We start from the raw sequence: 18,401 nt of genomic DNA, 5'->3' as shown, positions 1-18,401 counted from the left end.
CCGAAGAGGCGGGGAGGGTGGGGAGGTGCGAGGCGGCTGATCTACCAGCGCGCGACCGCCGCGGCAAACGAGCGGTGGATCGCGGGGGCGAATCGGCATCGACCTTGCGAGGCCCGAGCCCGCCTTGTCTTCGCCCGGATCGTCGGCTCCGATGCGAGATCGACACCGATGCGAACCGTCTTTCGTCTCTTCGAGCGCGGAGACCCGTCATGCGTACGAGCACCATCAGCATCCGCCGCGCCCGCCCGGCCGACGTCGACCTTCTGGCGGACCTGTTCGACGAGACCTGGCGCGAGGCCTATCGCGGCATCATCCCGGGTGTCGCACTGGAGCGGATGATCTCGCAACGCAGCTCGCAATGGTGGCTTGGAGCTACCCAGCGCAGCCGACCGCTGGTCGTGGTCGAGCGGGAGAACGCGCTGGTGGCCTACGCGGTCTATGGACCGGCCCGCGGCCGAACCCTTCAGGCCCCCGGAGAGATCGACGAACTCTACGTGCGCCCGTCCTACCAGGGCCTCGGACTCGGCCGGCGCCTGTTCCGGGCCGTGTCCAACGACCTCGCCGACCATGGCCTCGCCCGGGTCGGGGTCTGGGCCCTGGAGGAGAACGACCGCGCCCGGACGTTCTACAGCGGGCTCGGCGGTGCCGAGATCGCCCGCGCCGTCGACCGAATGGCCGGAACGGTTTTGCCCAAAATCGGTTTCCGCTTCACCTGAATCGGCGGGATGCCCCGTCGCGACCGGTCGGCATCCGTTCCCCGGACCGGACCGTCGGGTAGGGAGCGGGGCTGCGGATGAGCGTGACGCCGGCGGATTGGGACAGGCGCGTCACGGCGCTGAGCGAGAAACTGCCGGACCGGGCGCGTCGCGCGGTGGATTGGCTGCGTGAGCCGTCTCGGTTCTGGATCCGTCTCGGCGCCGCCATCCTGTTCATCCTCGGCGGGATCTTCTCGATCCTGCCGGTCCTGGGTCTGTGGATGTTGCCGCTGGGCCTCGCGCTCCTGAGCCAGGACGTCCCGGCCCTCAAGGTACCCCTGGAGCATGCCGCGCGCTGGCTGGAGCGCACCTGGGCGCGGTTGGCGGCTTGGTGGCGGCGGCGCTTCGGATCGTCGGACCGGCCCTGAGGCCGGGCCCGACAATTTCGTGCAAACGTTGTGAGCCCTCGGGGAGGTGCGATTTCCTTCGCGGCGGAAGGGCTTTATGAGACGCCGCAACGGGGCTGGAATGCCCGCGCTTCCGGGAGCTAACAAATGATCATCGATGCGGTCTCGATCGGGAAAAACCCGCCGGACGACGTGAACGTCATCATCGAGGTGCCGATCGGTGGCGACCCGATCAAGTACGAGATGGACAAGGAAGCCGGCGCCCTCGTGGTCGACCGCTTTCTCTATACGGCGATGCACTACCCGGGCAATTACGGCTTCATCCCGCACACCCTCTCGGGCGACGGCGATCCGTGCGACGTGCTGGTGGCCAATACCCGTGCCATCGCACCCGGCGCGATCATCAGCGCCCGCCCGATCGGCGTGCTGGTGATGGAGGACAATTCCGGCGAGGACGAGAAAATCATCGCGGTGCCGTCGCGCCATCTGACCATGCGCTACGACCGCATCGAAGATTACACCGACCTGCCCGACATCACGATCCACCAGATCCAGCACTTCTTCGAGCACTACAAGGATCTCGAGCCCGGCAAGTGGGTGAAGATCAAGCGCTGGGGCGGCAAGGACGAAGCTCACCGCCTGATCCTCGAAGGCATCGAGCGCGAGAAGGCCAGCAAGGCCGCTAAGGGCAAGTAAAGTCGAGGACGGAGAGGCCCAAGCCGGTCTTCCCGGCTGACGGGTCGACAACGCGGCGATCTTCCCGAAACCGGGAGGGTCGCCGTTTTGCTGTGTCAGAGGGCCTCGCCGCGCAGCAGGCGCGGCTGCGTCCCCCGCGCCGCGGCGGCCTCGCCGATGAACAGCCGCTTCAACCCCGGCAGCCGGTCGACCAGGCCGAGGCCGAGATCGCGCGCCAGGCGCAGGGGCAGCACGTCATTCGAGAACAGGCGGTTCAGCCCATCCGTCACCGCCCCCATGGCCAGGGTGTCGAAGCGCCGCGCCCGCTCATAGCGCTTCAGCACGTCCGGGCTCCCGGGGTCGAGCCCGAGGCGGAGGGCGTCGGTCATCGCCTCGGCCAGCACAGCCGCGCCGGCGAGGCCGAGGTTCAAGCCTTGTCCGGCGATGGGGTGGATGACGTGGGCGGCATCGCCGAGGAGCGCCAGGCGCTCGCCCCGGAAGCTACGGGCGAGGCCGAAGGCGAGGGAATGCGCGCTCGGTCCCCGCTCCAGCGCCAACCGCCCCAGATTGAGCCCGAAGCGACGCTCGATCTCGGCCAGGGTCTCTTCCGGGCCGCCTCCGGTCAGGGCCGGCACATCGGCCGCGCGCTCGGTCCAGACGATGGAGGAGCGATGCCCGAGCGTGCCGCCATCCACCAGCGGCAGGATCGCGAACGGTCCGCTCGGCAGGAAATGCTCGTAGGCCCGACCCTCGTGAGCGCGCTCATGGCCGATGGTGGCGACGAGCCCCATCTGTGGATAGGACCAGCCCACCCAGCCGATCTTGGCCGCTTCGCGCAGGCGCGAGCGCGCGCCGTCGGCAGCCACCAGGAGCGAGGCGTCGCGCGAACGGCCGTCGCTGAGCGACAAGCGGATGCGAGCGCCGTCCGGGACGGCCTCGACGATGCCGACGGGTTCGAGGGCCACGCCCGCGGCCGCGGCTGCCTCCAGCAAGGCCGTCACCAACGGCTCGGCCTCTACCATGTGGGCGAAGGGGGCGCCGGCCTCAGCATCCTGCGCGAAGGTCAGGAACACCGGGCGGACCGGGTCGGACAGGCGGCTGTCGCTCACCACCATATCGTGGATCGGCTGCGCGGACCGGCTGGCGATGTCCCAGATTCCCAGGCGCTCGAACATGCGCCGCCCGCCAGCGGCGACCGCATAGGCCCGACCGGCATGTCGGGCGGCGCCGGCGCCGAGGCCGGGATCGCACACGGTGACCGACACGGCGGGGCCGTTGGCGCGCGCAAGCGCCAGGGCGAGCGTCAGGCCGGGAATGCCGGCTCCGGCGATCACCATGCTGCGCTGGTCCGCACGCTTCCTCGTTTCGACCGTGCCCGCCTCGACCGTGCCTGCCTGGATCATGCCCGCCTCGAATTCGCCCGCGCCGCCCATGGCAACCCCCGACATCCTCGCTGCCCGGAGTGCCACTCCTCGGTGCCGGGGGCAACGCACGAGGCCGTCCTTCAGCCCGGACCTTATCGCCGCTGCGGTGGGCCTCGCCCGGTGGTCGGTACAGCCCACCGCGTCGCGTCCAGGATGCATCGGGGCACCTTGCCAGCGCGATCGTTCACATGTGAAGGGTCGGCCATGGTCCTCGGGGGCGATCTCCCCGACAGGATCACGCGGGCGACCAGGGAAGCGGCATGGCAGGCATCGTCACCGAACTCCTCGACATCCTCGACCTGAAGCGCCTGGAGCCCGATCTCTATCGGGGCGAGAGCCTGCAGACCGGCTGGTTCCGGGTCTTCGGTGGGCAGGTCGTGGCCCAGGCCCTCGTCGCGGCCTCGCGCACGGTGCCGGAGACCCGGCCGCCGCACTCGCTGCACGCCTATTTCCTCCTGGGCGGTGATCCGAAGGCGCCCATCGACTACGCGGTCGAGCGCATCCGTGACGGCCGCAGCTTCGCCACGCGGCGGGTCGTGGCGCACCAGCACGGGCGCGCGATCTTCGCCATGTCGGTGTCCTATCACGATGCCGAGGAGGGTGCCGCCCACCAGGCTACCATGCCCGATGTTCCGCCCCCGGAGGATGTCCCCGAGGCGCCGGCCGTCACGGCCGAGGCCGCGCGCGAGGGCCTGACCATCCCGGCTCCCATTCTCTCGTATTTCGGACGCCGGCGGCCGATCGAATTGCGACCCGTCGAGATCGAACGCTACCTGCGCCGGTCACCCCGCGAGCCGCGCTTCCATGTCTGGATGCGCGCGGTCGACCGCCTGCCCGATGATCCGGCGATCCATCGCACCGTCCTCGCCTATGCGTCAGACATGACGCTTCTCGACGCCACCCTGATCCCGCACGGGCAGACGGTGTTCGATCCTGAGATTCAGTCGGCGAGCCTCGACCACGCCCTGTGGTTTCATCGGCCGTTCCGGGCTGACGACTGGCTTCTCTACGCCCAGGACAGCCCCAGCGCCGAGGGGGCCCGTGGTTTCGCCCGCGGTCAGATCTTCACCCGAGACGGCACGCTGATCGCCTCGGTGGCCCAGGAAGGTATGATCCGGCCGCGCCGCGCCGAGGGTTGAGGCACCTTGCAGCCTAGGTCTTTGCCTCTGTTCTGCTGGTTATGCCTATTCTGTGAACGACATGCCTGCTTTGCGGGCAAACTTGGCCGGAAAAACGCCGCGTCCTAAATCAGCCGGCGGACACTTCTTGGGCAGATCGAGGCTCAGCGAAAAAGTTCCTCTGGCATAGTCCTTGAATATGGGTGGTCGAGCGCATGGGTCGGGAACGGCCCCTGCGTACCGGCGGGGTCGATCGTGTCGCGACGCGTGCGTGCGTGCGTGCGCCGGCTCGTGGCCTCCAGTCATGCAGGTTTGCACTCGCGCAAGGTCGCACTCGCGCAAGTTCCCATCCGCGAAATCCACTCGTAGCCAAAGGGGCGTCGCCCATGAAAATCGTGATGGCCATCATCAAGCCGTTCAAGCTGGAGGAGGTGCGCGACGCTCTGACCGGCATCGGCGTTCACGGCCTGACCGTGACCGAGGTGAAGGGCTACGGCCGTCAGAAAGGCCACACCGAGATCTATCGCGGGGCCGAGTATGCGGTGAGCTTCCTGCCCAAGCTGAAGATCGAGGTCGCGGTCGCCTCCGACCTGACGGGCAGCGTCATCGACGCGATCGCGGCGGCCGCCCGCACGGGCCAGATCGGCGACGGCAAGATCTTCGTCGTCCCCTTGGAGAAGGCGGTCCGCATCCGCACCGGCGAGACCGACGTCGACGCTCTCTGAGCGACGCTCGCCGAGGCAACGCCATACCCGGACGGTTCCGTCCGCCAGCCCCTGACACAATCCTTCACATCAGCATCGCACCGCGATCGGGAGTCTCGTTTCCATGAAGCTTCGCAATGCCCTGGCGCTCGGGCTGGGAGGCGCCGCGCTGGCCCTCCTGTTCATCGAGCCATCCCTCGCGCAGACCCCGACGACGGAGGCGATGACCGCTGCCGCCACCGCTGCGCCCGTCCCGAACAAGGGCGACACGGCCTGGATGCTCATCTCCAGCGCCCTGGTGCTGCTGATGGTCGTGCCCGGTCTGGCCCTGTTCTACGGCGGTCTCGTGCGCACCAAGAACATGCTCTCGGTGCTGACGCAGGTCTTCGCCATCGCCTGCATCTCCAGCCTCCTCTTCGTGATCTTCGGCTACAGCCTCGCCTTCACCAACGGCGGCGGCCTGAACGACTTCGTCGGCGGTCTGTCCAAGGCCTTCCTGAAGGGCATCGACGCGAACTCCACCGTCGCCACCTTCTCGAATGGCGTCGTGATCCCCGAATACGTCTACATCTGCTTCCAGATGACGTTCGCGATGATCACCCCGGCCCTCATCGTCGGCGCCTTCGCCGAGCGGATGAAGTTCTCCGCGCTGGTCGTGTTCATGATCCTCTGGACCACGCTGATCTACTTCCCGATGGCCCATATGGTCTGGTACTGGGGCGGCCCGGATGCGGTCGGCAACGCCGCCAAGGCACTGGCCGCCGCCACCGACGACGCCTCGAAGGCAACGGCTCAGGCCGCCCTCGACGCCGTGAACGCCGATGCCGGCCTGCTGTTCAAGTGGGGCGCCCTCGACTTCGCCGGCGGCACCGTGGTGCACATCAACGCCGGTATCGCTGGCTTCGTCGGCTGCCTCATGCTCGGCAAGCGCATCGGCTACGGCCGTGACCTGCTCGCCCCGCACTCCCTGACCATGACCTCGATCGGCGCCTCGCTGCTCTGGGTCGGCTGGTTCGGCTTCAATGCCGGCTCCAACCTCGAGTCCAACGGCACCGCCGCCATGGCGATGCTGAACACCTTCGTGGCCACCGCCGCCGCCGCCCTGTCGTGGCTGTTCGTCGAGTGGATGCTGAAGGGCAAGCCGTCGCTGCTCGGCATGCTCTCGGGCGCCATCGCGGGTCTCGTCGCCGTCACGCCGGCCGCCGGTTTCGCCGGCCCGATGGGCTCGATCGTCCTCGGCCTCGTCGCCGGCGCGGTCTGCTTCATCATGTGCTCCACGGTGAAGAACGCGCTCGGCTACGACGACTCGCTCGACGTCTTCGGCGTCCACTGCATCGGTGGCATCCTCGGCGCCATCGCGACCGGTATCCTGGTGAACACCGAGTTCGGCGGCGTCGGTCTGCCGGACTACACCTCCAAGCCCGGTGAACTCGCCGTCGGCGCCTACGAGACCGGCGCCGCCGTGATGAGCCAGGTCAAGGCCGTCGGCTTCACCATCCTGTGGTCCGGTATCGGGTCCGCCATCCTGTACAAGCTCGTCGATCTCACCATCGGCCTGCGCGTCACGCAGGACGAGGAGCGTGAAGGCCTCGACATCGCCGATCACGGCGAGCGCGCCTACAACTACTAGGATCGCGGGCGCTTCAGCCCACGGTTCGGAAGGCTCCGGTCCTCGCGACCGGGGCCTTTTTCGTCTTGGCCGGCGCGGCATGACGGACGCGCAGGCCACGAGGCCGGTCCGACACAGGATTGCTGTCCGAGCCGGGCGAAGGGAAATCTCAACCTTAGCCAACCGTTAACTCCGAAGACGGTAGCGTCACCGGACAGTTCCCCATCGTGTCTGGTACCGCATGCGCTCGCTTCGCCGTTCCGCATCGCCCTACGATACTTTCGTCGACAGCTTTCGCCCGTTCCTGGCCAAGCGGATGACGGAGTTGGGCGGTTTCGTGCTGTTTGCCGGTGCCACCGCGCTGACGGTTGCCCTGGCGACGTGGTCGATCGACGATCCGAGTCTCAACCACGCCACGGATCATCCCGCCCACAATGTGCTCGGAACCGGCGGTGCCGTGGTGTCCGATCTGGCGATGCAGCTTCTCGGGCTCGGCTCCCTGGCCTTCGTCTTGCCGCCGGCCCTGTGGGGCATCCAACTGATGCGCACGCGGACGCTGCCGCGCGGCGGTCTGCGCCTGACGCTCTGGATCATCGGCTTCTTCGCCGCGAGCGCGGTGGCCAGCGCCTTGCCGTCGACGGCGCGCTGGCCTCTGCCCACCGGCCTCGGCGGCGTTGCCGGCGACGCGCTGATGCATGCCGCCCGCACGATGCTGGGCATCCTGGCCTCACCGCTCCTGGCCTTCGCGGGCTTCCTGTTCGCCGGCGTGGCGATTCTGTGCCTCACGGGCGCCTGCCGCGTCGGCGAGGTCGAGGAGGACGATGCGGATGCCTACGATGCGCCTCCGGCCTCTGTGCGCCAGCCCCAGCGCGGTCGCTTCGATAACACCCAGGACGGGCGCTACGAGGATGACGAGCCGAGTCTCGGCCTCGTCTCCCTCGGGGCGATGGCGCAGGCCCTGATGGGCGGTCGCGCGGCCCTGGCGGCCCGGATCGGGGAGTGGCGTGCCGAGCGCGCCGCCGCCGCCACATCGCTCGCCTATGCGGGGGCCTCGCCGGCCCTCGCGGCGCAGCGCGCCTTCGCGGCACCGGAGGATGCGCCCTGGGCCACGCATGCCCCGGAGGCCCGCCTCGGACCGTCCGACGGACGGCGGGAACCCGTGTTTGAGCCCTTCGATCCGGCCTCGCCCGGCCCATCGCCGACCGTCTCATCCGCCCCGCCGGCGGCGGTCTCGCAGCGGCGGCCGGCCCCGGTCCATCACGACGAGGATTTCGACGACGCGGAGGACGCCGATGGTCCGGCCCCTGTCGAGGAGCCGGCCCCGGCGCGCTCGCGTGTCGCGCCCGCCGCTCCCCCGCCGGTGCCCGCCGCCGCGCGCCGTACTCCGCCCCAGCAGCCATCCGAGAACTATCGCCATCCGGCCCTGGAACTGCTCGGTGAGGCGCCGCGCCTGCCGGCCTCGAGCCAGATTTCGTCCGAGGCCCTGGAGCAGAACGCCACCCTGCTGGAGGCGACCCTCAGCGATTTCGGCGTGCGCGGCGACATTCTTGCGGTGCGTCCCGGTCCTGTCGTCACCCTCTACGAGCTGGAGCCGGCCCCCGGCACCAAGTCGAGCCGCGTGATTTCCCTGGCCGACGACATCGCCCGGTCGATGTCGGCGGTCTCGGCCCGCGTCGCCGTGGTCCCCGGTCGCAACGCCATCGGCATCGAGCTGCCGAATGCCCGGCGCGAGACGGTGTACCTGCGCGAATTGCTGGCCTCTGCCGATTTCGCCGAGACCAAGCAGAGCCTCGCCCTGTGCCTGGGCAAGAACATCGGCGGCGAGCCGATCATCGCCGATCTCGCCAAGATGCCTCACCTGCTGGTGGCGGGCACCACGGGCTCGGGCAAGTCGGTCGCCATCAACACCATGATCCTGTCGCTGCTCTACCGGATGAAGCCGGAGGAGTGCCGCTTGATCATGGTCGATCCGAAGATGCTCGAATTGTCGGTCTATGACGGCATCCCGCACCTGCTCTCGCCCGTGGTCACCGACCCGAAGAAGGCGGTCATCGCCCTCAAGTGGGCCGTGCGCGAGATGGAGGAGCGCTACAAGAAGATGTCCAAGGTCGGTGTCCGCAACATCGACGGATTCAACGCCCGACTGGCCGAGGCGCGTGGGCGCGGCGAGATCCTGACCCGGACGGTGCAGACCGGCTTCGACCGCGAAACCGGCGAGGCTGTCTACGAGACGGAGGAGATGGACCTCTCGGCGCTGCCCTACATCGTGATCGTGGTCGACGAGATGGCCGACCTGATGATGGTGGCGGGCAAGGACATCGAGGGTGCGATCCAGCGTCTGGCCCAGATGGCGCGCGCGGCCGGCATCCACCTGATCATGGCGACGCAGCGCCCCTCGGTCGACGTCATCACGGGCACGATCAAGGCCAACTTCCCGACCCGGATCAGCTTCCAGGTGACGAGCAAGATCGACAGCCGGACGATCCTGGGCGAGATGGGCGCCGAGCAGCTGCTGGGCCAGGGCGACATGCTGTTCATGGCCGGCGGCGGGCGCACGACGCGCGTGCACGGTCCGTTCTGCTCGGATTCGGAAGTCGAGAGCGTGGTCGCCCACCTCAAGCGCCAGGGCCGGCCGTCCTACCTCGAGGCCGTCACCGCCGACGACGGCAGCGGCGACGAGAAGCCCGCCAAGGGCGGCTCCGACGAGATCGAGCTGGACGGCGCGGTGTTCGATCAGGGCAGCTTCGGCGAGGCCGGCGGCGATCTCTATACCCAGGCCGTCCAAGTGGTGCTCAGGGACAAGAAGGCCTCGACCAGCTACATCCAGCGCCGTCTGCAGATCGGCTACAACCGTGCCGCCTCGCTGATGGAGAAGATGGAGATCGAGGGCATCGTCGGCCCGGCCAATCACGCCGGCAAGCGCGAGATCCTGGTCGAGCCGGATCCGCACCAAAGCTGAACGCAGGCGCGATCGGGTGCGCCAGGAGCCTGAGCCGTCGCGAGACGCGAACGGTCTGCGCTTTCGAGGGCGATCGTATTTCTCATCTTGGAGGCAGCCTGCGCGTCACCCTCTCCCGCCTGCTCCGCAGAGGGGGGAGGGTCGATCCCGTACCCGGCCCAGGCTCCATTCTTCCCGACACGAGACCCCGCTTCCCGCGATCGCTGCGGCGCGCGGTTCGGCGGGAACCCGCCTCTATCCGCGCGGCGCGAACAGGATGACGGCGGCGCCGACGAGACACAGGGTAGCGCCGGCCATGTCCCAGCGGTCCGGCCTCTGGCTCTCGACGATCCAGAGCCAGAGCAGCGAGGCGGCGATGTAGATCCCGCCATAGGCCGCGTAAGCCCGTCCCGCCGCTTCGCTCTCGACGCGGGTCAGAAGGGCGGCGAACAGCACCAGCGCCGCGATGCCGGGGCCGAGCCACAGGGCCGAGCGCCCGAGCCGCGCCCAAGCCCAGAAGGCGAAGCAGCCGGCGATCTCCGCCAGGGCGGCCGCGGCGTAGATCGCGAGGGTCGCGAGAGGCTTGTCCATGGACTACGCGAGCGACGTGAAGCGGTAACCCGTCGTCGCCCGAAACGGCGCGTCCGGCCGCAGGACGGGGCTTGGGAAGGTCGGTTGGTTCGGCGCGTCCGGGAAGCCCTGCGCCTCGAAGCAGACCGCGTCGCCGGCCCGGTAGAGCCCTCCGCCCGATCCGGTCACCGTCCCGTCCAGCATGTTGGCGGTGTAGAGTTGGAGGCCCGGCTGGGTCGTCGCTACGGTGAGGCAGCGCCCGCTCACCGGGTCGACGGCCTGTGCCACCTCCCGCAGGGCTCCGTCGCCCCCGAGCACGTAGGTGTGGTCGTAGCCGTGGGCGAGCGCCAGCTGCGGGTGCGCTTCGCGGATGCGCGCGCCAAGGGCGACCGGCATGCGAAAGTCGAAGGGCGTGCCGGCGACGGAGGCGATCGCGCCGGTCGGGATCTGCTCGGCATCGGTGACCAGCACCCCATCCGCCGCGATGGTGACGATGTGCCCGAGGGCGCTGCCGGCGCCCTCGCCGGCAAGGTTGAAGTAGCTGTGATTGGTCAGGTTGAGGATGGTCGGCCGGTCGGTAACGGCGGCGTAGTCGATGGCGAGGCTGTGATCGTCCGCCAACCGATAGGTGACGGTGACGTCGAGGTTGCCGGGAAAACCCTGCTCGCCGTCCGGGGAGCGGTAGGTCAGGGTGAGGCTCGCGGCCTCGGCGGCCGTGACGCGCCAGACCCGGCGGTCGAAGCCTTCCGGCCCGCCATGCATGGTGTTGCGGCCCTCGTTCCGGGGCAGGTCGTAGCTCCGGCCGTCGAGGTGGAAGCGCCCGCCGGCGATCCGGTTGGCGTAGCGCCCGATGACCGCGCCGAAATGGGCGTCGCTGGCCGCGTAGCCGGCAAGATCGGCGGCCCCCAGGACGACGTTGGCCCGGCGTCCGGTCCGGTCCGGCACATCGATCCGGCTGACGATGCCGCCGTAATCGAGGATCTGCACCCGCAGATCGCCCCGCTCCAGGGTGTGGCGCGTGACGGGATCGCCCGCGCCCGTCGTCCCGAAAGGCTCCGCCTGCATGGTGTCCGTCCTGGTGTTCCCCGGCTCAACGCGTCGATGGCGGATCGGTCCCGTCAAGCCGTCCTGTCGTCAGGCCGGCAGCCCTGCGGGTTCGGCTTCGGCATCACCGGCGAGTTGCATCCGATGCAGCCGGGCATAGATTTGTCCCTCCGCGATCAGCGCCTCATGCCGGCCGGTCTCGACGATGCGGCCACTGTCCATGACGACGATGCTGTCGGCGTCGCGGACGGTCGAGAGTCGGTGGGCGATGACCAGGGTGGTGCGGCCTCGCATGAGGCGCTGGAGGGCCGCTTGCACCAGGCGCTCGGATTCGGAATCGAGCGCGCTGGTGGCCTCGTCGAGGAGCAGGATCGGCGCGTCCTTGAGGAATGCGCGCGCCAGCGAGATCCGCTGGCGCTCGCCGCCCGACAGGCGCCCACCGGAGGAGCCGACCTGAAAGTCGTAGCCCTCCGGAAGGCGGCTGATGAAGCCGTGCGCCGCCGCCGCCTCGGCCGCGGCCTCGATCTCGGCCCGCGTGGCACCCGGCCGGCCGAACCCGATATTGGCCGCGATGGTGTCGTCGAACAGCACCACGTCCTGCGAGACCACCGCCACGGTCGCCCGTAGCGAGGCGAGGCTGACGGTGCGGATATCCTGGCCGTCGATGCGGACCGTCCCTTCGGTCACGTCGTAGAGGCGCGGCACGAGATTCAGGAGGGACGACTTGCCCGAGCCGGAGCGGCCGACCAGTGCTACCGTCGCACCGGCCGGAACCGTGAATTCGATCCCCTCCAGGGCCGGTGCGTCGGGGCGGTAGCGGAACTGCACGCCGGTGAAGCGGATCTCGCCGCCCGCGATCCGCAAGGGCGGGGCGCCCGGAACGTCCCGGATGCGCGGGGCCTCGTCCATCAGGGCGAAGTAGCGCTGCAGCGCCGCGCCTGCCTCCTGCAGAATCGCGTTCAGGGTCCCGAGGGTGCGGATCGGTTGCGAGGCGAGCAGGAGGGCGGTGACGTAGCCGGTGAAGTCGCCGACCGTGCGGTCGCCCGAGGTCACGCGCTGGCCGACCAGGGCCAGGACGGCGGCGACTGCGAAGCCGCCGCCGATCTCGAGCAGCGGGTCGAGGCGGCCGCGGGCGTTGGCGGCCTTCATCTTGAGGCGGCGCACCTCATCGAAGGCGCCCTGCGCCCGGCCCTTCAGGTAGCCCTCCAGCGCGTAGGTCTTGGCGATGCGCGCGCCCTGCAGGCTCTCGGTGATCAGGCTGGCGGTGAGGCCCATCCGCTCCTGCGTCGCTGTGGAGACCCGACGCAGCTTCTTGCCGACGCGTCCGATCGGGCCGGCCACGAACGGCACCACCACGCCGGCCACCAGGGTGAGGATCGGGTCCATCCACACCAGCGCCGCCACCAGGGCGATCAGCATGGCGATGTCACGCAGGAGGACGGTGGAGATCCGGGTCAGGCCTTCCTTGATGAAGGCGAAATCCGTGGTGAAGCGCTGGGTGAAGGCCGCCGGGCTTTCCCGCCCCAGTTGGGCGAGGTCCGAGTCGATGAGGTGCCCATAGAGGGCCGCCTGCATGTCGGCCTCGACGCGGGTGACCACCCGGTTGGTCAGGACGTTCTGGCCGAACAGCGCGAAGCCGCGGATCGACGTGATGGCGATCACCACGACGGGACCGTAGGCGAGGGCCGCCATGTCCTTCCGGTCGAAGGCGTCGAAGGCGAGCTTGATCAGGGTCGGATACAGGCCGGTCGCCGCACCCACGATGGCGATGAGCACCAGGACCACTGCGAGGGTGGCCCGGTGCGGCCGCAGCCATTCCCGCCAGACCCGGCCGAGGAGGGGAAGGATGTCGCCCTTGGGAAGCGCTCGTCGCGCCATCTGATCCGCTCTTTCCGTGTCCGTGCCCGCCCGACGGCGCTTGGGCCGTGACTGCCCGGGTGTTTGCGTCCGCCTGCCGGCGAGATCAAGGGAAAGCCACCCCGGGCGGATGCGCGGCACGCGTCCCCCCTCGGTGGACCGGGGATCAGCTTGGCAACGTGATAATGTTACAGTAGAGCGGGTGGGCTGATCGAAAGGACCGTTCCCGATGCCGCTCCGGCTTCCATTCTGGCGCCTCTCCGCCGCCTTCGTGCTCCTGCTCGGTCTGGCGGGACCGGGTTGGGCGGAGGATGCCAAGCCCGCACCGGCCACTCCCTCGGCACCGGCGGCCAAGATCAGGGTCGTGGCGACTTTCTCGATCCTGGCCGATTTCGTGAGCCAGGTCGGGGGCGACCGGGTGGCCGTGACGTCGCTGGTCCAGCCGAACGCCGATGCCCACGGCTACGCCCCGGCGCCGAGCGACGCCAAGACCCTGGCCGACGCCAACCTCGTCGTGGTCAACGGGCTCGGGTTCGAAGGCTGGCTCGACCGCCTGATCAAGGCCTCCGGCACAAAGGCCCCGGTCGTCGTCGCCTCCGCCGGGGTCAAGCCGATCGAGGCCGAGGACGACGATCACGCCCATCACGGGCACGGCCATCACGACGATCCCCATGCCTGGCAGAGCATCGCCAACGCCCGGATCTACGTGGGCAATATCCGCGACGCCCTCGAGCGGATCGATCCGGCCCACGCGGCGACCTACGCGGCCAACGCGAAGGCCTATCTCGGCACCCTGGATGCCCTCGAGTCCGATGTGCGGGCGGCGATCGCCGCGATCCCGAAGGCGCAGCGCCGGATCATCACAACGCACGACGCGTTCGGCTACTTCACCGCCGCTTACGGGCTGACCTTCATCGCCCCGCAGGGCATCTCCACCGACAGCGAGGCGAGCCCGCGCGACGTCGCCCGCATCATCCGCCAGATCCGGCAGGAGAAGATCCCGGCGGTGTTCCTGGAGAACATCAGCGATCCGCGCCTGATGCAGCAGATCGCCCGCGAGAGCGGCGCCGTGATCGGCGGAAAGGTGTTCTCCGACGCTCTGTCGGGCCCTCACGGCCCGGCGCCGACCTACGTGGCGATGATGCGCAACAACGTCTCGGCTTTCACGGCGGCGCTGGGCAAACGCTGAGGCGTCCGGCCTCAGCCTCCCGTCATCGGCGGAAAGAACGCGATCTCGGAGGCGCCGGCGATCGGCGCGTCTGGCTTGGCATGGACCCGGTCGATGGCCGCCCGGACGATGCCCGTCGTCTCGAAGGCGTAGGCGTATTCCTCGCCTCGTCCGCGCAGCCAGGTCACGAGATCGGACACCGTCACGAGGTCGGCCGGGAGATCCAGAATCTCCTCGGCCTTGCCGACGCGCTCGCGCACCCAGGCGAAATACACGAGCTTCATCGCGGTGGTGTCCCTCAGCGCGGATCGTCGATGACGTGCTTGATCCCGGCCCTCATGTAGTCCCAGCCGGTATACAGCGTCAGCGCGGCGGCGAGCCACAGCAGGATCGTGCCGGCCTGCAGTGTCCCCGGCAGGATCGACTCCCCGGCGGGGCCAGCCACCAGGAAGCCGATGGCGATCAGCTGGACGGTGGTCTTCCACTTGGCGACCTTGCTCACCGGCACGCCGACCTTCAGCTCGGCGAGATATTCGCGCAGGCCGGAGACCAGGATCTCCCGACACAGGATCACGATGGCGGCCCAGAGGGTCCAGCCCACGATGGTGTTGTCGGCCGCCAGCATCAGCAGGCAGGCCGCCACCAGCAGCTTGTCGGCGATCGGGTCCAGCATCCGGCCCAGGGCCGAGCTCTGGTCGTAGGTCCGCGCCACGTAGCCGTCGAGGTAATCCGTGATGGCGGCGAGGATGTAGATCGCCAGGGCGCCGAATCGGGCGCTCGGTTCCTGCGGCCAGTACAGCAGAGCCACCAGCACGGGCACCGCGACGAGCCGACCGTAGGTCAGGCAGTTCGCGAGCGTCCAGGCTGGCGAGCGGCGGCGGGGGAGGACGGAATTCATCGCAGGCGTGAAACCATGTGCGGGGTTGGGGGTCAACCGCTCCTGCGAACGAACATTTTCACGCATGCGCGGGCGCGGCTCCGCGCTCAGCCCTGCGTGTGGAAGAAGTCGTACACCGCGCGCGCCGTGGCGGCGTTGACACCGGGCGTCTTCGCCAGATCCTCGAAGGCCGCGCGCTGGATCGCCTTCACGGTCCCGAAGTGGTGCAGGAGTGCGCGCTTGCGGCTCGGACCGATGCCGGCGATCTCGTCAAGGGGGTTGCGCACCATCTCGCGCTTGCGCTTGGCCCGGTGACTGCCGATGGCGAAGCGGTGGGCCTCGTCGCGCAGGCGCTGTACGAAGTACAGGGTCGGGTCGCGCGGCGGCAGCTTGAAGGGCGGCCGCCCCGGCACGAAGAAGGTCTCGCGCCCCGCATCGCGGTCGCGTCCCTTGGCGATGCCGACCAGGGCCACGTCGCTGATGCCGATCTCCTCGAGGGCGGTGCGGGCGGCATCGAGCTGCCCCTTGCCGCCGTCGATGAGCACGAGGTCGGGCCAGACCGGCAGGGTGTCGCTCTCGGGCGCCGCCTCCGGTACCGGCTCCTGCGCGCCCCCTTCGCTCGCCGCGATGGCAGCCTCCCTGGCCGTGCGCGGGTTCTCCTTCACCAGGCGCTTGAAACGGCGCTGGAGCACCTCGCGCATCATTCCGTAATCGTCGCCCGGCGTCAGCTCTTCCGACTTGATGTTGAAGGTGCGGTAATGCTGCTTGGCGAAGCCCGTCGGGCCGGCCACGATCATGCCGCCGACGGCGTTCGTGCCCATGATGTGCGAGTTGTCGTAAACCTCGATTCGCCGGGGCGCGCCCGCGAGCCCGAACGACTGCCCGAGGGCGGCGAGCAGCTTGCCTTGCGAGGCGGTGTCGGCGAGGCGCCGGCCGAGCGCTTCCTTGGCGTTGCGCTGGGCGTACTCGACCAGGTTCTTGCGCTCGCCGCGCTGGGGCTGGTGGATCTCGACCCGGTAGTCGGTGCGGCTCGACAGAGCCGCCGCCAGCAGCTCAGCATCCTCGATGGCGTGCGAGACCAGGACGCTGCGCGGCGCCGGTTTGTCGTCGTAGAACTGGCCGATGAACGAGGCCAGCACCTCGTCCGGCGTCATGGTCCGGTCAGCCTTGGGAAAGTAGGCGCGGTTGCCCCAGTTCTGGAAGTTGCGGAAGAAGAACACCTCGATGCAGAACTGGCCCGCCTGCTCGTCGATGGCGAAGACGTCGGCCTCCTCGACCCCTTGCGTGTTGACCCCTTGCGTCCCCTGGATTGCCGACAGGGCCGCGATGCGATCCCGGAACCGGGCCGCGCGCTCGAACTCCATCTTTTCGGAGGCGTCCTGCATCTCCTCGCGCATGCGGTCCTTCACGGCGTTCGATTTGCCCGCCAGGAAGCTTTTCGCGCTGTCCGCGAGGCCCCGGTAATCGTCCAAATCGATCTCGCCGGTGCACGGGCCCGAGCAGCGCTTGATCTGGTAGAGCAGGCAGGGACGGGTGCGGTTCTCGTAGTAGCTGTCGGTGCAGGTGCGCAGCAGGAAGGCGCGCTGCAGGGCATTCACCGTGCGGTTCACCGCCCAGACGCTGGCGAAGGGCCCATAATAGCTGCCCTTCCGGCGCCGGGCGCCGCGATGCTTGATGATCTGCGGTGCTTCCGAATCGGCCGTGACCAGGATGTAGGGAAACGACTTGTCGTCCCGCATCAGCACGTTGAAGCGCGGCTTCAGCTGCTTGATCAGGTTGGCTTCGAGGAGCAGCGCCTCGGTCTCGGTGGCGGTGGTGACGAACTCCATCGCCGCCGTCTGCGAGATCATGCGGGCGATACGGTTCGAATGCGCCTGTCCGCGCGCGTAGGACCCGACCCGCGCCTTGAGGTTCTTCGCCTTGCCGACGTAGAGCACGTCGCCCTTCTCGTCGAACATCCGATAGACGCCCGGCGAGGTCGGCAGGGTCGTCCAGAAGCGCCGGATCACCTCGGTGCCGGCCTTGACCGCGCCCTCCTCGAAATCGAAGTCGATCTCGGGCGCATCGTCGGCTTCGGCGTGGTCCTCGGAGGCGTCCTCCCGGAATCCACCCTCCTGGAATCCGTCCTGGTCGTCGAAGCCGTCCGGGGGCAGATCCTTGGCGGAACGCTCTCTCGAGGCGTGGTCTTTCGCGGGCGCGCGGCTCATGAGCCTGACTTAAGCCTCGCGCCGAGGCGAGGAAAGGGGCGGACCGGGCAAAGGCCGCCCTCGGCCCTCAATCGAACAGCGCGTCGATGTCGCCCTGGTCGACGTGGCCGATGTCGTCGGCGAGCTTCGGCCCGTTGAGCAGCGAACTCTCGTCGTCGATATCCACCGTTGCGGGCGCCACGCCCAGCAGATCGCTGAAGCTGTCGAGGCCGCCCCAGGCCTCGATCATGCGGTCCAGGTGCTCCTCGATGAACTTCAGCACACCCACGATCTTGTTGATTCGCTGGCCGGTCAGGTCCTGGAAGTTGCAGGCCTCAAAGGCGACGACGACCCGATCCAGGATGGCGTCGATGTTCTCGCGCCCGGCCATGGTGGTGGTCATGGCGCGCAGCATGCTGGCGTTGGTCTCGATCTCCTCGATCGCACCCAGGATCGTGCTGGTGGCGCGCTCCGTGGAATCCACCACGGCATCGAGTTCGCCGGCGACGCGGCGCATGCCCTTGCCGGTGTTCTCGGAGCGATAGAGGGTCGCGATCTCCTGCTTGGTGCGGGTGATCGCATCCTTCATGATGTCGAGCTCCGAGCGCATCGCGAACGCTTCGTTCAGCTCCTTCCGACACGCTTCGATCGTCTCCACCGTGCTGGTCTGCGTCACCTTTCGCAGATCCTGAATCGCGGACAGGATTTCGTCCAAGCGCTTGTTGTTCAGGTCGGCCGCTTCCGACGAGACGGCGGATGCCACCGCCACGGGGGCGTTCGCGAGGCCGAGACTGTCTTCGATGCGGTAACGTTTGAGAGTCATCGGTCGCGATCAGCCAACAAGAGAGAAGCCGGGCCACCTTGGGGCCAACTGATTTCGATTTCTTGAACGTCGCAACCGCTCGGCAACCTTTACGGTGCGTTCACGCTGAATCCATTCGCCTGTTCGCAGCCACCCCGGACCGAACGATTCACCATACTCCTTCACCGGGTTTCCGCCTCGACCCCCGATCCTGACCGCATGTCGTGCCCGGGATCGGGTACGACCGGGCTTGGAGCGTTGACGAGCATGCGGTTCGATTGGTGCGTGGCCATCGCCTGCCTGACGGTGGGATGGGCGGGGCAGGGG

General features: G+C 68.7%; 16 protein-coding genes. 8 read left to right on the top strand and 8 right to left on the bottom strand.

Features of this window, described 5'->3' with window-relative positions:
- Positions 1–209: 209 nt before the first annotated feature.
- The 3 genes from J7U37_RS23535 (at position 210) to ppa (ending at position 1,798) form a co-directional block, all read left to right on the top strand.
- Positions 210–716, top strand: a complete 507-nt coding sequence (locus J7U37_RS23535; protein ID WP_056179825.1) for a GNAT family N-acetyltransferase — start codon at positions 210–212, stop codon at positions 714–716.
- Positions 717–793: 77 nt separating this feature from the next.
- Positions 794–1,123 (top strand): hypothetical protein, encoded by a 330-nt coding sequence (locus J7U37_RS23530; protein WP_056179828.1) that lies wholly within the window; start codon positions 794–796, stop codon positions 1,121–1,123.
- Positions 1,124–1,249: 126 nt separating this feature from the next.
- Complete coding sequence (gene ppa / locus J7U37_RS23525; RefSeq protein ID WP_056179832.1) at positions 1,250–1,798, top strand: inorganic diphosphatase; 549 nt, start codon at positions 1,250–1,252, stop codon at positions 1,796–1,798.
- Between the two features lie 95 nt (positions 1,799–1,893).
- On the opposite strand, the gene J7U37_RS23520 is transcribed toward ppa, so the two are convergent.
- On the bottom strand, positions 1,894–3,180 hold the full coding sequence (locus J7U37_RS23520; RefSeq protein ID WP_247637298.1) for an FAD-dependent monooxygenase: 1,287 nt from the start codon (positions 3,178–3,180) through the stop codon (positions 1,894–1,896).
- Between the two features lie 281 nt (positions 3,181–3,461).
- Here J7U37_RS23520 and tesB point away from each other — a divergent pair, with 281 nt between their 5' ends.
- The 4 genes from tesB (at position 3,462) to J7U37_RS23500 (ending at position 9,591) form a co-directional block, all read left to right on the top strand.
- Positions 3,462–4,340, top strand: coding sequence for an acyl-CoA thioesterase II (gene tesB, locus J7U37_RS23515; protein ID WP_056179836.1), 879 nt, complete (start codon positions 3,462–3,464; stop codon positions 4,338–4,340).
- Between the two features lie 365 nt (positions 4,341–4,705).
- Positions 4,706–5,044, top strand: coding sequence for a P-II family nitrogen regulator (locus J7U37_RS23510; protein WP_056179837.1), 339 nt, complete (start codon positions 4,706–4,708; stop codon positions 5,042–5,044).
- A gap of 103 nt (positions 5,045–5,147) precedes the next feature.
- A complete protein-coding gene (locus tag J7U37_RS23505) occupies positions 5,148–6,653 on the top strand; it encodes an ammonium transporter (RefSeq protein ID WP_056179840.1) in 1,506 nt (501 codons plus the stop codon).
- A gap of 220 nt (positions 6,654–6,873) precedes the next feature.
- Positions 6,874–9,591, top strand: a complete 2,718-nt coding sequence (locus J7U37_RS23500; protein WP_247637297.1) for a DNA translocase FtsK — start codon at positions 6,874–6,876, stop codon at positions 9,589–9,591.
- A gap of 234 nt (positions 9,592–9,825) precedes the next feature.
- Here the strand turns inward: J7U37_RS23500 and J7U37_RS23495 are convergent, their stop codons facing one another.
- The 3 genes from J7U37_RS23495 to J7U37_RS23485 form a co-directional block, all read right to left on the bottom strand.
- Positions 9,826–10,161 carry a YnfA family protein gene (locus tag J7U37_RS23495; protein WP_056179843.1) on the bottom strand — a complete coding sequence of 112 codons (336 nt, stop codon included), beginning with the start codon at positions 10,159–10,161 and terminating at the stop codon, positions 9,826–9,828.
- A gap of 3 nt (positions 10,162–10,164) precedes the next feature.
- Positions 10,165–11,205: an aldose epimerase family protein gene (locus tag J7U37_RS23490; protein ID WP_247637296.1), complete on the bottom strand. Its 1,041-nt coding sequence runs from the start codon at positions 11,203–11,205 to the stop codon at positions 10,165–10,167.
- A 69-nt stretch (positions 11,206–11,274) separates the two neighbouring features.
- Positions 11,275–13,062, bottom strand: a complete 1,788-nt coding sequence (locus J7U37_RS23485; protein ID WP_247637295.1) for an ABC transporter ATP-binding protein — start codon at positions 13,060–13,062, stop codon at positions 11,275–11,277.
- A 208-nt stretch (positions 13,063–13,270) separates the two neighbouring features.
- Here J7U37_RS23485 and J7U37_RS23480 point away from each other — a divergent pair, with 208 nt between their 5' ends.
- The gene (locus J7U37_RS23480) at positions 13,271–14,230 is read left to right on the top strand and encodes a zinc ABC transporter substrate-binding protein (RefSeq protein WP_247637294.1); all 960 of its coding nucleotides are present in this window, start codon (positions 13,271–13,273) and stop codon (positions 14,228–14,230) included.
- An 11-nt stretch (positions 14,231–14,241) separates the two neighbouring features.
- Here the strand turns inward: J7U37_RS23480 and moaD are convergent, their stop codons facing one another.
- The 4 genes from moaD to J7U37_RS23460 all read right to left on the bottom strand — a co-directional run bounded on the left by moaD (position 14,242) and on the right by J7U37_RS23460 (position 18,095).
- Positions 14,242–14,493: a molybdopterin converting factor subunit 1 gene (gene moaD, locus J7U37_RS23475; RefSeq protein WP_056484406.1), complete on the bottom strand. Its 252-nt coding sequence runs from the start codon at positions 14,491–14,493 to the stop codon at positions 14,242–14,244.
- A gap of 14 nt (positions 14,494–14,507) precedes the next feature.
- Positions 14,508–15,107: a CDP-diacylglycerol--glycerol-3-phosphate 3-phosphatidyltransferase gene (gene pgsA / locus J7U37_RS23470; protein ID WP_056179856.1), complete on the bottom strand. Its 600-nt coding sequence runs from the start codon at positions 15,105–15,107 to the stop codon at positions 14,508–14,510.
- A gap of 86 nt (positions 15,108–15,193) precedes the next feature.
- On the bottom strand, positions 15,194–17,293 hold the full coding sequence (gene uvrC, locus J7U37_RS23465) for an excinuclease ABC subunit UvrC (RefSeq protein WP_247637293.1): 2,100 nt from the start codon (positions 17,291–17,293) through the stop codon (positions 15,194–15,196).
- 67 nt (positions 17,294–17,360) lie between these two features.
- Complete coding sequence (locus J7U37_RS23460) at positions 17,361–18,095, bottom strand: protein phosphatase CheZ (protein WP_247637292.1); 735 nt, start codon at positions 18,093–18,095, stop codon at positions 17,361–17,363.
- Positions 18,096–18,401: the final 306 nt, after the last annotated feature.

The sequence above is a fragment of the Methylobacterium sp. 37f genome (assembly GCF_023093475.1).
GTDB lineage: Bacteria > Pseudomonadota > Alphaproteobacteria > Rhizobiales > Beijerinckiaceae > Methylobacterium.
The sequence above is the reverse complement of the archived record's forward strand: the minus strand, read 5'-3'. Positions and strand labels throughout refer to the sequence as shown.

What these genes read in the sequence shown, in the direction of transcription:
- J7U37_RS23535 (WP_056179825.1), top strand. Translation starts at nt 210, where the DNA reads ATGCGTACGAGCACCATCAGCATCCGCCGCGCCCGCCCGGCCGACGTC.
- J7U37_RS23530 (WP_056179828.1), top strand. Translation starts at nt 794, where the DNA reads ATGAGCGTGACGCCGGCGGATTGGGACAGGCGCGTCACGGCGCTGAGC.
- ppa (WP_056179832.1), top strand. Translation starts at nt 1,250, where the DNA reads ATGATCATCGATGCGGTCTCGATCGGGAAAAACCCGCCGGACGACGTG.
- J7U37_RS23520 (WP_247637298.1), bottom strand. Translation starts at nt 3,180, where the DNA reads ATGATCCAGGCAGGCACGGTCGAGGCGGGCACGGTCGAAACGAGGAAG.
- tesB (WP_056179836.1), top strand. Translation starts at nt 3,462, where the DNA reads ATGGCAGGCATCGTCACCGAACTCCTCGACATCCTCGACCTGAAGCGC.
- J7U37_RS23510 (WP_056179837.1), top strand. Translation starts at nt 4,706, where the DNA reads ATGAAAATCGTGATGGCCATCATCAAGCCGTTCAAGCTGGAGGAGGTG.
- J7U37_RS23505 (WP_056179840.1), top strand. Translation starts at nt 5,148, where the DNA reads ATGAAGCTTCGCAATGCCCTGGCGCTCGGGCTGGGAGGCGCCGCGCTG.
- J7U37_RS23500 (WP_247637297.1), top strand. Translation starts at nt 6,874, where the DNA reads ATGCGCTCGCTTCGCCGTTCCGCATCGCCCTACGATACTTTCGTCGAC.
- J7U37_RS23495 (WP_056179843.1), bottom strand. Translation starts at nt 10,161, where the DNA reads ATGGACAAGCCTCTCGCGACCCTCGCGATCTACGCCGCGGCCGCCCTG.
- J7U37_RS23490 (WP_247637296.1), bottom strand. Translation starts at nt 11,205, where the DNA reads ATGCAGGCGGAGCCTTTCGGGACGACGGGCGCGGGCGATCCCGTCACG.
- J7U37_RS23485 (WP_247637295.1), bottom strand. Translation starts at nt 13,062, where the DNA reads ATGGCGCGACGAGCGCTTCCCAAGGGCGACATCCTTCCCCTCCTCGGC.
- J7U37_RS23480 (WP_247637294.1), top strand. Translation starts at nt 13,271, where the DNA reads ATGCCGCTCCGGCTTCCATTCTGGCGCCTCTCCGCCGCCTTCGTGCTC.
- moaD (WP_056484406.1), bottom strand. Translation starts at nt 14,493, where the DNA reads ATGAAGCTCGTGTATTTCGCCTGGGTGCGCGAGCGCGTCGGCAAGGCC.
- pgsA (WP_056179856.1), bottom strand. Translation starts at nt 15,107, where the DNA reads ATGAATTCCGTCCTCCCCCGCCGCCGCTCGCCAGCCTGGACGCTCGCG.
- uvrC (WP_247637293.1), bottom strand. Translation starts at nt 17,293, where the DNA reads ATGAGCCGCGCGCCCGCGAAAGACCACGCCTCGAGAGAGCGTTCCGCC.
- J7U37_RS23460 (WP_247637292.1), bottom strand. Translation starts at nt 18,095, where the DNA reads ATGACTCTCAAACGTTACCGCATCGAAGACAGTCTCGGCCTCGCGAAC.